This window comes from Micromonospora sp. NPDC005686, from assembly GCF_042871665.1.
Lineage (GTDB): Bacteria > Actinomycetota > Actinomycetes > Mycobacteriales > Micromonosporaceae > Micromonospora.
Genome location: NZ_JBIAIY010000011.1, coordinates 39,228 through 52,708 on the forward strand (window position 1 = coordinate 39,228; position 13,481 = coordinate 52,708).

The 13,481-nt window shown below is 72.3% G+C and carries 17 protein-coding genes; 15 read left to right on the forward strand and 2 right to left on the reverse strand.

Annotated features, from left to right (window positions below; all coding sequences use genetic code 11):
- Window positions 1-87: 87 nt before the first annotated feature.
- Window positions 88-927, reverse strand: coding sequence for a universal stress protein (locus ACFYON_RS23775; RefSeq protein WP_354869297.1), 840 nt, complete (start codon window positions 925-927; stop codon window positions 88-90).
- Between the two features lie 128 nt (window positions 928-1,055).
- Here ACFYON_RS23775 and ACFYON_RS23780 point away from each other — a divergent pair, with 128 nt between their 5' ends.
- The 15 genes from ACFYON_RS23780 (at window position 1,056) to ACFYON_RS23850 (ending at window position 12,713) form a co-directional block, all read left to right on the forward strand.
- On the forward strand, window positions 1,056-1,802 hold the full coding sequence (locus ACFYON_RS23780) for an SAM-dependent methyltransferase (protein ID WP_354869300.1): 747 nt from the start codon (window positions 1,056-1,058) through the stop codon (window positions 1,800-1,802).
- A gap of 98 nt (window positions 1,803-1,900) precedes the next feature.
- On the forward strand, window positions 1,901-3,088 hold the full coding sequence (locus ACFYON_RS23785; protein ID WP_354869796.1) for a PP2C family protein-serine/threonine phosphatase: 1,188 nt from the start codon (window positions 1,901-1,903) through the stop codon (window positions 3,086-3,088).
- A 48-nt stretch (window positions 3,089-3,136) separates the two neighbouring features.
- Window positions 3,137-3,607 carry a MarR family transcriptional regulator gene (locus ACFYON_RS23790; protein WP_354869302.1) on the forward strand — a complete coding sequence of 157 codons (471 nt, stop codon included), beginning with the start codon at window positions 3,137-3,139 and terminating at the stop codon, window positions 3,605-3,607.
- Between the two features lie 298 nt (window positions 3,608-3,905).
- A complete protein-coding gene (locus ACFYON_RS23795; RefSeq protein WP_387188432.1) occupies window positions 3,906-4,544 on the forward strand; it encodes a CDP-alcohol phosphatidyltransferase family protein in 639 nt (212 codons plus the stop codon).
- A complete protein-coding gene (locus ACFYON_RS23800) occupies window positions 4,541-5,494 on the forward strand; it encodes a DUF881 domain-containing protein (protein WP_354869306.1) in 954 nt (317 codons plus the stop codon). Before ACFYON_RS23795 ends, ACFYON_RS23800 begins: the two co-directional genes overlap by 4 nt.
- Complete coding sequence (locus ACFYON_RS23805) at window positions 5,491-5,823, forward strand: small basic family protein (protein WP_007071104.1); 333 nt, start codon at window positions 5,491-5,493, stop codon at window positions 5,821-5,823. The genes ACFYON_RS23800 and ACFYON_RS23805 overlap by 4 nt, the downstream gene beginning before the upstream one ends.
- A 10-nt stretch (window positions 5,824-5,833) precedes the next feature.
- A complete protein-coding gene (locus tag ACFYON_RS23810; protein ID WP_354869309.1) occupies window positions 5,834-6,766 on the forward strand; it encodes a DUF881 domain-containing protein in 933 nt (310 codons plus the stop codon).
- A 54-nt stretch (window positions 6,767-6,820) separates the two neighbouring features.
- A complete protein-coding gene (gene gcvH, locus ACFYON_RS23815) occupies window positions 6,821-7,201 on the forward strand; it encodes a glycine cleavage system protein GcvH (RefSeq protein ID WP_354869311.1) in 381 nt (126 codons plus the stop codon).
- 216 nt (window positions 7,202-7,417) lie between these two features.
- Complete coding sequence (locus tag ACFYON_RS23820) at window positions 7,418-7,867, forward strand: FHA domain-containing protein (protein ID WP_046570336.1); 450 nt, start codon at window positions 7,418-7,420, stop codon at window positions 7,865-7,867.
- A 50-nt stretch (window positions 7,868-7,917) separates the two neighbouring features.
- A complete protein-coding gene (locus ACFYON_RS23825; protein ID WP_354869314.1) occupies window positions 7,918-8,607 on the forward strand; it encodes a MerR family transcriptional regulator in 690 nt (229 codons plus the stop codon).
- A gap of 215 nt (window positions 8,608-8,822) precedes the next feature.
- Window positions 8,823-9,287 (forward strand): bifunctional nuclease family protein, encoded by a 465-nt coding sequence (locus ACFYON_RS23830; RefSeq protein WP_091577612.1) that lies wholly within the window; start codon window positions 8,823-8,825, stop codon window positions 9,285-9,287.
- 158 nt (window positions 9,288-9,445) lie between these two features.
- The gene (locus tag ACFYON_RS23835; protein ID WP_354869316.1) at window positions 9,446-10,033 is read left to right on the forward strand and encodes a MerR family transcriptional regulator; all 588 of its coding nucleotides are present in this window, start codon (window positions 9,446-9,448) and stop codon (window positions 10,031-10,033) included.
- Between the two features lie 435 nt (window positions 10,034-10,468).
- Entirely contained in the window at window positions 10,469-10,858 is a 390-nt protein-coding gene (locus ACFYON_RS23840) for a group 1 truncated hemoglobin (RefSeq protein ID WP_354869318.1), read from the forward strand.
- Between the two features lie 2 nt (window positions 10,859-10,860).
- Window positions 10,861-12,036, forward strand: a complete 1,176-nt coding sequence (locus ACFYON_RS23845; RefSeq protein WP_354869319.1) for a globin domain-containing protein — start codon at window positions 10,861-10,863, stop codon at window positions 12,034-12,036.
- Window positions 12,033-12,713 carry a DivIVA domain-containing protein gene (locus ACFYON_RS23850; RefSeq protein ID WP_354869321.1) on the forward strand — a complete coding sequence of 227 codons (681 nt, stop codon included), beginning with the start codon at window positions 12,033-12,035 and terminating at the stop codon, window positions 12,711-12,713. The genes ACFYON_RS23845 and ACFYON_RS23850 overlap by 4 nt, the downstream gene beginning before the upstream one ends.
- A 44-nt stretch (window positions 12,714-12,757) precedes the next feature.
- Here ACFYON_RS23850 and ACFYON_RS23855 read toward each other — a convergent pair whose 3' ends face one another.
- Window positions 12,758-13,408, reverse strand: coding sequence for an NAD(P)H-binding protein (locus tag ACFYON_RS23855; protein ID WP_355047469.1), 651 nt, complete (start codon window positions 13,406-13,408; stop codon window positions 12,758-12,760).
- Window positions 13,409-13,481 lie beyond the last annotated feature (73 nt).

Here is a 13,481-nt window from a genome sequence, read left to right on the forward strand (position 1 = left end):
CTACCCGCCCGGACCGGGACCAACCGTGCCGGACCCGCCGCGCAGCCGGGGCGGGGCAGGCGCTCAGTCCGGGGCGCGGGCGGGCACTCAGTCCGGGGCGCGGACCACCGCGACCGGGCAGGCCGACCGGTGCAGGATCCCCTGGCTCACCGAGCCGAGCAGCAGCCCGCTCAGCTCGCCCCGGCCCTGCCGGCCCACCACCACCAGTTGCGCGTCGCGGGACGCCGTGGCCAGCGCCGCGACCGGCTTGGCCCGTACCGCCTCGGTGTGCACCGCCAGCCCCGGCCACCGTTCGCCGATCCCGGCGAGCGCTTCGGCGAGCACCCGCTCCTGCTCGGCGTCGTCCCGGCCGCGCGGGGCCGGGTGGGCGTGCAGCACATGCAGCGGCGCGTCGCGCACCGACGCGCTGTCGGCGGCGAATTCGACGGCGCCGCGCGACAGGGCGGAGCCGTCCACGCCGACCACGACCGGGCCGTCCGCGCGAGCGGCGCCGCGGTCGATCAGCACCGGGCAGTCGGCGTACGAGGCGACCTGCAGGGCGACCGACCCGATCACGAGCGAGGCGAAGCCGCCCAGGCCCCGGTCGCCGAGCACGATCACGGCGGCGGTGGGGGACTCGGCGAGCAGCACCGCGGCGGCCTCACCGTCGATGATCTCGCCGGTGATGCGCAGCCCCGGCGACTCCGCCTCGGCCACCGCGACCGCGTCGGCGACCAGTTGCTCGGCCTGGTGGCGCAGCCCCGCGCCGGGTGGCGACCCGGCCGGCGCGGAGACCGGCACGCGCATCAATGGCCAGATGAAACCGTGCACCAGACGCAACGGCCGGTTGCGCCTCCGCGCCTCCCGGGCCGCCAGGCGTACCGCCCGCGTCGCGGGCTCGGAGCCGTCCACTCCGACTACCACCGCGGCTCCGTTCGCCGAGTTCACCAGCACCTCCTCGTGGCCGCCGCTCCCGCGGCCAGTATCGCGGCCGGGACGGGCGGCCCGGGGCGTTACCGGCGGGCTCGTCCGCTGGGTACGCTGGCGTGCAGCGCCCAGGGGAGGGAGCCCCGTCGATGGATCAGCCGGACGGACCGAGCACCGCCCGCATGATCGACTACTGGCTCGGCGGCCGGCACCACCGCCCGCTGGACGTGGCCGCCGCGGCGGCGTTCGAGGCGGCGTACGGGCCCTGTGCGGCGATCTTCCGGTCGCTGCGCGGCTTCCTCGGCCGTACCGTCCGGGTCATGGCCGAAGACGGGATCGACGGCTTCCTGGTGTTCGGCGCGGGCGTGCCCACCTGCGGCAACGTGCACGAGGTCGCGCCGGAGGCGACGGTCCTGTACACCGACGCGGACCCGGAGACGGTCCGGCTGGGCCGGCGCCTGCTCGCCGGAAGCGACCGCGCCGGCTACGGCTACGGCGACGCCACCGACATCGGGACCGTCGACCGGGTGCAGTTGCACCGGTTCGTGCCGGGCTGGGGGAGACGGCCGGTGGGGGTGGTCTTCCTCGGGCTGGCGGCGTTCCTGGACGACGACACCCTCGCCCGTACGCTCGACGAGCTGTACCAGGCGGTGGCGCCGGGCAGCCGGCTGGCGATCGACTTCGACACCGAGGAGCTGGCCCGGCACCCCGAGGCGCTGGCCATGATGGGCCCGGCGTTCCGGATGCGGGCACCCGAGCGGTTCGCGCCGCTGCTGGGCCGCTGGCAGCCGACCGGCGACGGCATCGTGCCGGTGGCGCGGTGGCGGCCGGCGGGGGAGCCGGAGCCGGTGCCGGACGCGTTCCACGGCGCGCTGGCGTCGCGCCCGGCCGGCTGAGCCGGTCCCGGCACGTGCGGCCGAGGCGGAGCGGACGCCGTCCTGCGGCCTTCGTATGATGTTTGCCCTGTAGCAATAGTCGTCATCGGAGGATGAGCATGCCGGAGGCGTCCGGAACGGTGTCGCGTGCCCTGCGCACGGCGCCACCCGACAAACTGGCGGAGACCGCGGACGCGGTGCTGCGCCAGACGCTCGGAGCCGCGCGGGCGGAGTTGTTCGTCGCCGACTACCGCGCCAGCGGACTCTGGCCGGTGCTCGACCCGGACGTGCCCGGCGGCGGCCCGCTGCTGGCGCACAGCGTGGCCCAGCGCTGTTTCAGCAGCCAGGAGCCGGTCCTGGACATCGTCGAGGACGGCCGCTGCCGGGTGTACCTGCCGGTGTCGGTATGGGGCGAGCGGCTCGGCGTGCTGATGGTGGAGCTGCCCGGCGACCCGGACGCGGCCACAGTGGAGGCGGCCCGCGACGCCGCCGGCGAACTCGCCGTGGCGATCCGGGCGGCCGACCGGGAGACCGACCGGTACCGGCGGGCCCGGCGGCGGGAACGGCTGAGCATGGCCGCCGAGATGCAGTGGGACCTGTTGCCCGGGCGCAGCGTACGGCTGGGCGACGTGCTGCTCGCCGGGCAGCTCGAACCGGCGTACACGGTGGGCGGTGACCACTTCGACTGGTCGGTCGACGGTGACCGGCTCACCCTCACCGTGCTCAACGGCACCGGCATCGGCCTGGCCGCGTCGATGCTCACGGCGGTGACCGTCAACGCCATGCGCAACGCCCGGCGGTCCGGCGGCAGCCTGGTGGAGCAGGCGGAACTGGCCTCGGACACCATCTACTACCAGCACAGGGGCAGCCGGCACGTGGCCACCCTGCTGCTGGAGCTGGACAGCCGGCGGGGCGTGATGCGGGTGGTGGACGCCGGCTCTCCGCAACTGCTGCGGCTGCGCGGGGGCCGCGTCACGCCGATCGCGCTGGAGCAGCAACTGCCGCTGGGCATGTTCGCCGAGACGCGCTACGACGTGCAGGCGTTCACTCTGGATCCGGGTGACCGTCTCTTCGTGGTCAGCGACGGGGTGTACGCGGCGGAGCCCGACGACCAGGAGCCGTACGGCGTCCGGGCTATGGCGCGCGCGATGCGGTCGACTCGGCTGCAGCCGGCGACCGAGGCAGTTGGTACGGTGATGCGCGAACTGCATGCGTACCATGCCGACGCGGATCTCCGCGACGACGCGGTGGTCGTCTGCCTGGACTGGCTGGGCTCCAGCCGGTCCGACGACGCGACGGGGCAGTGACCGGGGCGGCGGAGCGAACACGAGCGGGACGATCGCAGGGGACAGCGAGTGGAGCGACCTCCGAATCTTGCCGCGGCCATCGAGTCGGCTGCGGAGGCGCTCATCGGTGTGCTCGACTCCGCGACCTCCCGGCACACCGTCAGCGTCTCGCCCACCCAGTTGCGGGTGCTGTCGCTGATCGTGTCGCATCCGGACACCAACGTGAACCGGCTGGCCGAGCTGCTGGACGTGGTCCCGTCGTCGGCGAGCCGGCTCTGCGACCGCCTCGAGGCGGTCGGCCTGTTGCGCCGGGTGGCCGACCCGCGCGACCGGCGGGAGGTGCGGCTGATTCCGACCGCGGCGGCGGAGACGCTGCTGCGCGACCTCCAGGAGAGGCGGCACCGGGCGGTGCAGGCCGTGCTCGACCGGATGCCCAACCGGTTGCAGCACGAGCTTCTGCTGGCACTGGTCGCGTTCAGCCAGGCGGCCACCACGACAGCCCCGCAGGCCGGCTCCGACTCGACCGCCCGTACGGCCTGACCCCGGCGCGGTAGCGTCACCTTCGCCTCCACCGCTCGACTAGTGTCCTAGGATGCCTTAGCGGTTGTGACCGTCGCCACCGCGACACCGCTGAGCAACCACGCAGCGGACGGACGGGGGAGAACGGCGAGCCCGATATAGTGGCAGCGCAACTGGGCGGCCCGTGATCACGGGCCGCGTCGGGGAGGTCCCAGCCCGGGATCACAGAGGGCGCCGGCGTCTGACCGGCCGGCAACGCGCACGTCCCTCCAGCGGCCGCTCGTCCGGCTGCCGGACCGTGCTGCGAAGGGAGGGTTCGGTGTCGCGTCGGCCGGCTCCAGCTGAGCAACCGGATTCCGGGACCACCACGGTCGTGGGAGACCGCGTCCTCACGCTGCCCAACCTGATCAGCTTCGTCCGGCTCGTCGGCGTGCCGATCTTCCTCTACCTGTTCCTCGTGGTCCGGGCCGACGTCGCCGCCGTCGCGGTGCTCGCCGTGGGCGGCACCAGCGACTGGGTGGACGGCTGGATCGCCCGCCGCCTGGGCCAGGTGAGCCGGCTCGGCGAGCTGCTCGACCCGCTGGCCGACCGCCTCTACATCCTCGCCACGCTGCTCGCGTTCACCGCCCGCGAGGTGGTGCCCTGGCAGTTCACCGGGGCACTGCTGGCCCGCGAGCTGCTGCTGCTGGTGTCGCTCGGCGTGCTGCGCCGGTACGGCTACGGCCCGCCGCCGGTGCACTACATGGGCAAGACCGCGACGTTCCTGCTGCTGGCGGCGTTCCCGATCCTCCTGCTGGCCGACGCGGTGCCGGGCGCCGGCACCGCCGCCGGCGCGATCGGCTGGGGCGTGGCCTGGTGGGGCCTGGTCCTCTACTGGGTGGCCGGCGCGATGTACATGGTGCAGGCCAGCCGCCTCGTGCGGGCCATGCGGGAGCGGCGCGCGAGGGCGGCGGCATGACCGCGCCGTCACGGGACGGGGAGAAGGAGCGCGACCCGTCGAGCCGGGTGTACGCGCCGGACTTCCTGACCGAGCTGTTCCGCAATCCGCTGGATCCGGGATACGGCGACGCGGCGGCTCGCCGGGCGACGGGCTCGATGTCGCGGGTGCGGCAGGTGCTCGGCCGGCCGGTGAGCCTGCTGGTACTGGCGGTGATCGGGTTCCTGTTCGCGGTGGCGTACCGGGAGACGGTGGCGGAGGAGCCGAGCCGCGCGACGGCGCGGGCGGGCCTGGTCGCCGAGATCAAGGGCCGGGAGGCGGAGACCGACCGGTTGACCGAGCGCGCCGAGCAGTTGCGCGAGGAGGTCGGCCGGCAGCGCGACGCGACGCTGAGCGGTTCACAGGCGTCCCGGTTGCGCACGCTGGAGGCGGGGACGGGCCTGGCCCGGGTGCGCGGGGACGGTGTGGTGGTGCGGCTGGCCGACGCGGCGGCGGATCAGGACGGTGTGACGAGCGGGGACGCGGGTCCCTCCCGGGTGCTGTATTCGGATCTGCAGAAGGTCGCGAACGCGTTGTGGGCGGCCGGCGCCGAGGCGGTGGCGGTGAACGGCCAGCGGTTGACGGCGACGTCGACGATCCGGTCGGCGGGTGAGGCGATCCTGGTGGACTACCGGCCGGTGACGGGTCCGTACGAGGTGCAGGCGATCGGGCCGAGGTCGATGCGGGACCGGTTCGACCAGAGCCGCGCGGCGGCGTTGATGCGTGAGGTGGCGCGGACGACGGGTCTGTCGTTCGGGGTGAAGCGGGTCGGTGACCTCACGTTGCCGGCGGCGCCGCAGCCGCGGCTACGCTACGCCGAGCCTCCGGCGACTTCGGGTCCGCGCCCGTCGGGTTCGGGCGCCGCCGGTTCGTCGAGTCCCGGGTCGTCCGGCCCGGATGTTTCTTCCAGCCCTTCGGGAGGTGGCCGATGATCGCGGTGCTGGCGTTGCTCGCCGGTGTGGTGCTCGGGGTGTATCTGGACCCCACGGTGCCGGCGGCGTTGCAGCCGTATCTGCCGATCGCCGTGGTGGCCGCGTTGGACGCGGTGTTCGGCGGGGTGCGGGCGAAGCTGGACCGGATCTTCGACGACAAGCAGTTCGTGGTGTCGTTCATCTCGAATGTGCTGGTGGCGGGTCTGATCGTGTACCTGGGTGACCAGTTGGGCGTGGGCGGGCAGTTGTCGACGGGTGTGGTGGTCGTGCTCGGCGTGCGCATCTTCGGAAACGTGGCGGCGATCCGCCGGCACCTGTTCCGGGCGTAGGTTTGTGGCGATGAGCGAGGGACACAGGGAGACGGGTACGGGGTGGCCGCGGCCGGGAGAGCCGGCGCGGCCGTCGGGTCCGGCGGGTGAGCCGGATCCGCGCCCGGACGCGCCCGATCCGGACGAGTTGAGCCCGTTGGCGCCGGTGGAGCCGGTGCCGGACGAGGCGGCGGAGCCCGCGGAGCCGGAGGCGGTTCCGGAGGCTGAGCCGGAGCCGGGTGCGGCGGCCGGGTCGCCGTCGGGTGCGCGGCGGTTCTCGTCGGCGGGCGCGATGATCGCGGTGCTGCTGGCGTTGCTGGGTTTCACGCTGGTGGTGCAGTTCAAGACGACGTCGACGGATCCGACGCTCGCGGCGACGCGGGAGGAGGATCTGGTGCGGATCTCGTCGGATCTGGATTCGCGGGAGCGGCGGCTGCGCCAGGAGATCGAGTTGCTGGAGGAGAGCCAGCGGCAGTTGCGGTCGGGTGAGCAGGGCCGGCAGGCGGCGCTGGAGGAGGCGACGCGGCGGGCGGACGAGCTGGGCATCCTGGCGGGTACGTTGCCGGCGGTGGGTCCGGGTCTTGAGGTGCGCTTCTCGGGGCCGGCGAAGGCGGTGTCGTCGACGCGGATCCTGGACGCGGTGCAGGAGTTGCGGGGTGCGGGCGCGGAGGCGATGCAGATCCAGGGCACGGACGGTACGGCGGCGCGGATCATCGCGTCGACGTATTTCGTGGACGGGCCCGACGGTGCGCTGGTGGTGGATGGGCGGCGGTTGACGGGTCCGTTCACGATCATGGTGATCGGTGATCCGGCGACGATGCGTACGGCGTTGAACATTCCCGGCGGGGTGGTCGCATCGGTGCGGGACGGCGGCGGTAACGTGACCTCCGAGGATCGTGAGGTTGTGGAGGTTTCGCAGCTGCACGCGCCGATCAAGCTGGACCACGCCCGGCCGGTTTCGTGACCGGTCGCGGCGGCGCCGGTTTCTCCGGTGCACCGATGACGAAGGACGCAGTTGGTGATTCCTGAGGATCTGCGGTACACCGCCGAGCACGAGTGGGTGGTCGGTGGTGACGGTGGTGTCGTCCGCGTCGGTATCACGCACTTCGCGCAGGACGCCCTGGGTGACATCGTGTTCGTGCAGTTGCCGGAGGCCGGTGCGGTGGTGGCGGCGGGTGAGTCGCTGGGCGAGATCGAGTCGACGAAGAGTGTGTCGGAGATCTACGCGCCGCTGAGTGGCACGGTGTCGGCGCGCAACGAGGCGCTGGCCGACACCCCTGAGGTGATCAACACGGATCCGTACGGTGCGGGGTGGTTGGTCGAGATCACTCCGGAAGATCCATCGGCGGTCGAGGGTCTGCTGACCGCCGATGCGTACCGCGAGCTCACCGAGAGCTGAGTTCATGCTGTTCCGGGCGGCGGCGTGGTTCCGCGCGTCCGGTTGCCCTGCATTTCGGCGCTGGCTAGGCTCGCCCAGTCGACCGAGAACCAATAGTTTGAGCGTTGCGGAATGCGCCTTCCCGGGCACGGGGAGCCAGCCGCCGGGTGTGGTGTTGCCCGGCGGCCAGACCCGCCATTCCCTGACGCCGACCGAACAGATCCGTGAGGTGGTCCCATGACGCGCCCAGACGACGAGTTCCCCCCGCTCGACGTCACTTCGACGCTCAATCTCGGTTCGCTCGACGAAGTGCTGGAAGGGCCGGACACCGATGTGGTGCCGAGCCGGATGTCCGGTTCGTTGCCGCCGGGTATGGCGTTGCTGGTGGTTCGCCGGGGTCCGAATGCGGGTGCCCGGTTCCTGCTGGACCACGATGTGACGACGAGTGGGCGGCACCCGGACAGTGACATCTTCCTGGACGACGTGACGGTGTCGCGGCGGCACGCGGAGTTCCACCGTGACGGTGGGACGTTCACGGTGCGGGATGTGGGCAGCCTGAACGGCACCTACGTGAATCGTGAGCGGGTCGAGGCGGCGACGTTGAGCAACGGTGACGAGGTGCAGATCGGCAAGTTCCGGGTGGTGTTCATCGCCGGTCCGCGTCCGGAGGAGGCCGGCCGGGGGTGAACGAGCCTGCGGCTTCGACGCCGTCCGGGGCGGCGCGGGCCCCTGCGCTGATGAGTATCGGCGAGGTGCTGGCGCAGTTGCGGCCGGAGTTTCCGGACGTCACGATCTCGAAGTTGCGGTTCCTGGAGGCTGAGGGCCTGGTGGAGCCGCAGCGGACGCCGGCGGGTTATCGGAAGTACGGCTGGGACGATGTCGCGCGGTTGCGGTTCGTGTTGACCGCGCAGCGGGATCAGTACCTGCCGTTGCGGGTGATCCGGGAGCAGTTGGCCCGGTGGGACGGGTCTGGTCCGTCGCCGGGGCGGGGGCGGCCGAATCTGGTGGCTGTGGGTCCGGGTGGTGAGGTGCCGGGCCGGGAGCCGATGGAGTCGGAGGTGCGGCTGGACCGGGCCGGTCTGATCGCTCGTAGCGGTGTGGACGAGTCGACGCTTGCGGAGTTGGAGCGGCTGGGTGTGCTGGTGTCGGATCCGCCGGGGTGGTACGACGCGGATGCGTTGATCATCGCGAGTGCGGTGGCGGGTCTTGCGGCGTACGGGTTGGAGCCGCGGCATCTGCGGGCGTACCGGTCTTCGGCGGATCGTGAGGTCGGCTTGTTCGCGCAGTTGGTGGCGCCGTTGGCGCGGCAGAGTGATCCGGCGGCGCGGGCTCGGGCGGCGGAGACGGCGCGGGAGCTGGTGGCGTTGTCGCAGCGGTTGCACGCGGCGTTGGTGCGGGTGGGGCTGCGGTCGACGTTGGGCCGGTGAGGTCGGTGTGAAGGGCCGGATGCCGTTGCGGCGTCCGGCCCTTCACGTTGTGGGTGGGCGCGGAAAGATCTGGTCGGTGGCGCGTGTCGTAGGCTTGCCGGGGTATGCCCGTCCGGCGAGGCGTGGTGCACGTAGCGCGTGGGACTCCCGTGTCCTGGTCCGTGTACCGTGCAGGGAAGGGCGCGGTGCTAGGTGACGACGACACGGAGGCGGCGGTGCGCGAGCTGAGCGTGGTCGGAGTTCGGGTGGAGCTGCCCAGTAACCAGCCGATCGTCCTGCTGCGGGAGGTCGAGGGGGACCGCTATCTGCCGATCTGGATCGGCGCGGTCGAGGCGACGGCGATCGCCTATGAGCAGCAGGGGGTCAAGCCGGCCCGGCCGTTGACGCACGATCTGCTGCGGGATGTCCTGGCGGCGTTGCAGGCGCCGTTGCGGGCGGTGGAGATCACCGAGTTGAAGGAGAACGTGTTCTACGCGGATCTCCTCCTCGGTGACGGTGTGCGGGTGTCGGCGCGGCCGAGTGACTCCATCGCGTTGGCGTTGCGGGTGGGTGCTCCGATTCGTTGTGCGGAGCAGGTCCTCAGCGAGGCGGGGATCGTGATCCCGGACGAGCAGGAGGACGAGGTGGAGAAGTTCCGGGAGTTCCTGGATCAGGTCCGTCCGGAGGACTTCGCGGGTTGAGGCGTGCCGGCGCGTGGTGTCGCCGGGTGGTGGGCGCGGCGTGTCGCGGTGTCTCCTGCGGGTGAAGTGCGGGGGGCGGCGTTAGGGTTGCCGTGTCGAGTGGTGCGCGTACGGGGAGTCGACGCGGCACCGCCACGGGCGCGGGGAGGTTGGTCCGGATGCACGAGCCGCGAGATCCTGGTCCGAGTGTGGGGCAGCAGCAGGCGGGTGTGAGGGCCGATCCGGCCGGTGACGGCGAGGTCGGTTATCGGGGTGTGACCGCGTGTTCGGCGGTGGGCATCAGTTACCGGCAGCTCGACTACTGGGCGCGTACGGCGCTTGTGGTGCCGAGTGTGCGCGACGCGTCGGGTTCGGGGACGTCGCGGTTGTACTCGTTCCGCGACCTGGTGGTGTTGAAGGTCGTGAAGCGGCTGTTGGACGCCGGGGTGTCGTTGCAGAACATCCGTAAGGCGATCGACGCGTTGCGGTCGCGTGGGGTGGACGATCTGGCGGGCATCACGTTGATCTCCGATGGGACGACCGTGTACGAGTGCCGGTCGCCGGAGGAGGTGGTCGACCTGTTGCAGGGCGGCCAGGGGGTGTTCGGCATCGCGATCGGTGGCGCGTTCAAGGAGATCCAGGGTTCGTTGTCGCATCTGCCGGCGGAGCCGGTGGGTGGGCAGGAGCCGGCGGCCGCGGTGGAGCCGGAGGCCGAGTCGGTGGGTGACGAGCTGGCGGCTCGTCGGGCCCGGCGTCGGGCCGGGTGACCTGCGTCGCGTCTCGTTGACGGGATCGCGCCGCGCCCGAAAAGGGGTGGGGCGCGATTCGTGTTTTGGTGACGGGGTGTGCTCCTTCCGGGTGGCCTGAGACGGGTGGGCGCGCGGTCCGAGCAGGGCGTGAATGTGCGCAGGTCACTGCTGCCGCCCTCGTGATGTCCGAAAAGGACGGTACGTCATCCGTGTTCACGTCCTGTTGTCGCTCGGTTGCGCTATGTCTGTCGACTTCGGCCCGGTTGTTGACTGGCCGTAGTTGACAGTTCTCGGGATCCGGACAGGGTCGGCGTGAACTGCCGCGTCGGGCGCGCTATGGTCCGTTTCGGTCGTCGGCGTGTCGACATCACGGCGGAACGCTGTGTGACGCCGCGCCGGCTGGCGAGCCCCTGCCGCGGCGCTGCCCGCGGACCCCTGCTGGAAGGACCGAGCATGACGGTGACGAGCGAGACCACCCCGATCTCCCACTACGAGCGCATCGGTGGCGCGGCGGCGGTGAAGGCCGCTGTGGAGCTGTTCTACGCCAAGGTGCTGGCCGATTCTGATCTGGCCGGCTACTTCGCCGACGTGGACATGGTGGAGCAGCGGCGGCATCTGGCGCTGATGCTGGCGGTGGTGCTGGGTGGCCCGAACGAGTACGCGGGCCGCGGGTTGGCCGAGGCGCACCAGCCGCTGAACATCACCGGTGAGCACTACGCGAAGGTCGGGGGGCACCTGACGGCGACGCTGGTGGAGCTGGGCGTGCCGGCGGACGTGGTCGCCGATGTGCAGGTCGTGCTCGGGCAGGTGCGGGAGCAGGTCGTGTCGGCGGGAGACGCCTGAGCGTGGACGTCGCACGGCTCAAGCAGAGCTGGTCCCTGGTCGTCGCGCACGGCGACCAGGTGCCGCTCTACTTCTATTCGACGCTGTTCCTGGCGCATCCGGAGACCCGGCAGATGTTCCCGACGAACATGGCCGGTCAGCGGGACCGTCTGGTGGCGGCGTTGGGGCATGTGGTGTCCCACGTGGACCAGGTGGACCGGCTGGTCGGGTTCCTGCGGGACCTCGGCGCGGATCACCGGAAGTTCGCGGTGCGCGCCGAGCACTACCCGGCCGTCGGTGAGGCGCTGCTGGCGACGCTGCGGCACTTCTGCGGTGAGGCGTGGACCGAGGAGCTGGCCGCCGACTGGGCGGCGGCGTACGGGCTGGTGGCGCAGGTGATGACCGAGGGCGCGCAGGCCGCGGAGTCGCAGTCGCCGCCGTGGTGGGTGGCGGAGGTGCTGACCCACGAGCAGCGCACGTTCGACGTGGCGGTGCTGACGGTGCGTCCGCAGTACCTGTTGCCGTTCACGCCGGGCCAGTCGATCGGGGTGTCGCATCCGGCGGTGCGGTCGTGGCGGTACTACTCGCCGGCGAACGCGCCGCGTCCGGACGGCACTGTGGAGTTGCATGTGCGGGCCGCGCCGGGTGGTGTGGTGTCGTCGCGTCTGGTGTACGGGTGCGCGGCCGGTGACCGGATCCATCTGGCGTCGCCGGTGGGGGACCGGTTGACGTTGTGGCGGGCCGGGTCGTCGGATCTGCTGCTGCTGGCCGGTGGCACCGGCTGGGCGCCGGTGAAGGCGCTCGTGGAACAGGTCGTGGCGGAGGGTTCGGGGCGGCGGGTGGACCTGTACGTGGGGGCCCGTTCGCGGACGGAGTTCTACGACAGCGAGGCGATCGACAAGTTGGCGGCGACGCATCCGTGGCTGCGGGTGTCGTACGTGGCGGGGACGGAGCCGGGCCGGCCGGGGGAGTCGGTGCGGATCGCCGACCGGGTGCTGGCCGACGGGGACTGGCGGTCGCGGCACGTGTACGTGTGCGGGTCCGACGAGATGGTGGGTCATTCGGTGGCGGCGTTCGCCGCTGCCGGCTACCAGCCGGGCCAGGTGCATCACGAGGGTTACGGCAAGCACTGGTACGGCCCGTCGTGGCGGACGACGACCGGCGCCGACGGGCCGGGAACAACGGAGGTGAGCCGGTGAGCGCCGAGCCGATCAGCGGTTACGACGCGCAGCAGGTGTCCGGTCCGGTGCAGGTGCGGTTGACCGCCGACCGGGTACGGCGGTGGGAGTTCGGGTCGGCGGCGTTCACCCGGCGCGGCTACGAGCAGACCGATGTGGACCGGTTCCGGTTGCAGGTGGCCGACGAGCTGGATCTGCTGGCGGCGCAGGTGGCGAACCTGCGGGCGGAGAACGAGCGGCTCAGCGACCGTCTGGAGCTGCACCGGCACGGGGTGATCCCGAGCGCCGAGGCGGCGGTGGCGCCGGCGGCGAAGGAGGTCAACCTGTTGTCGGCGGCGCAGCGGGAGGCCGAGCAGATCATCGCGCAGGCCCACGACTACGCCCGCCGGGTCGCCGAGTACGCCCGTACCCAGTACGAGAGTTACATGCGTGCGGCGGCGGAGGAGGCGAAGCGGGAGGCCGAGCGGGCGGTGACGGAGTACCGCAGCACCGCGGGCAGCGGCTTCGACGACTCGGTGGCGACGCGGGAGGCGTTGCGGATCTTCGGCGAGATGATGATCTCGCACATGCAGGCGGCGGCGCGGCACCTCGACGACGGCAGTGAGCAGTTGGCGCGCACGATGGAGCGGATCGCCCGGGAGTTGCCGCAGGCCGGTGGGGGCGTGCCGCAGCCGGCGTTGTCCCGTCACCAGCGTTGAGCGGTGTCCCGGCCCGCCTGTGCGGCGGGCCGGGACGTGCCGGGTCAGACGGCGGCGATCGCCTCGGCGATGGGGATGTCCCCGCCGACCAGTTCCAGGGTGTGCCCGGCGGTGGCCGGGGCGTACAGCAGGGCGAGCAGCACCCGGGCCACGTCGGCGCGGCTGATCGCGCCGGGTTCGACGTGCCGGGCCAGGGCGATGCGGCCTTCGGGTTCGTCGTCGGTGAGGCGGCCGGGCCGCAGCACCGTCACGTCGAGGTCGCGGGCGGTGACGTCGTCCTCGGCGGCCTTCTTGGCCCGCAGGTACGCCGCCCACACGTCGTCGGCGCCGTTGGCCGGGGCGGCGTCCACGCCCATGGAGGAGACCAGCAGGTAGCGGCGCACCCCGGCCTGGACGGCGGCGTCGGCGAGCAGCACGGCGGCCCCGCGGTCGACGGTGTCCTTGCGGTCGGCGCCGCTGCCGGGGCCGGCGCCGGCGGCGAACACGACCGCGTCGGCGCCGGCCAGGTGACCGGCGAGCGTGTCGACGTCGGTGTGTTCGAGGTCGCAGACGACCGGTTCCGCGCCGGCGGCGCGCAGCGCGGCGGCGTGGTCGGGGTTGCGGATCAGCCCGAGCGCGGTGTCTCCGCGTCCGGCCAGTTCCCGCTCCAGCAGTTTGGCGATCTTTCCGTGCCCTCCGGCGATGACGACGCGCATACGATCAACCTAGCCCGCCCGGGCGCGCCCCGCCGGGTGACCGGCCTCGCCGATCAGCAGGTCGGCGAGGGAG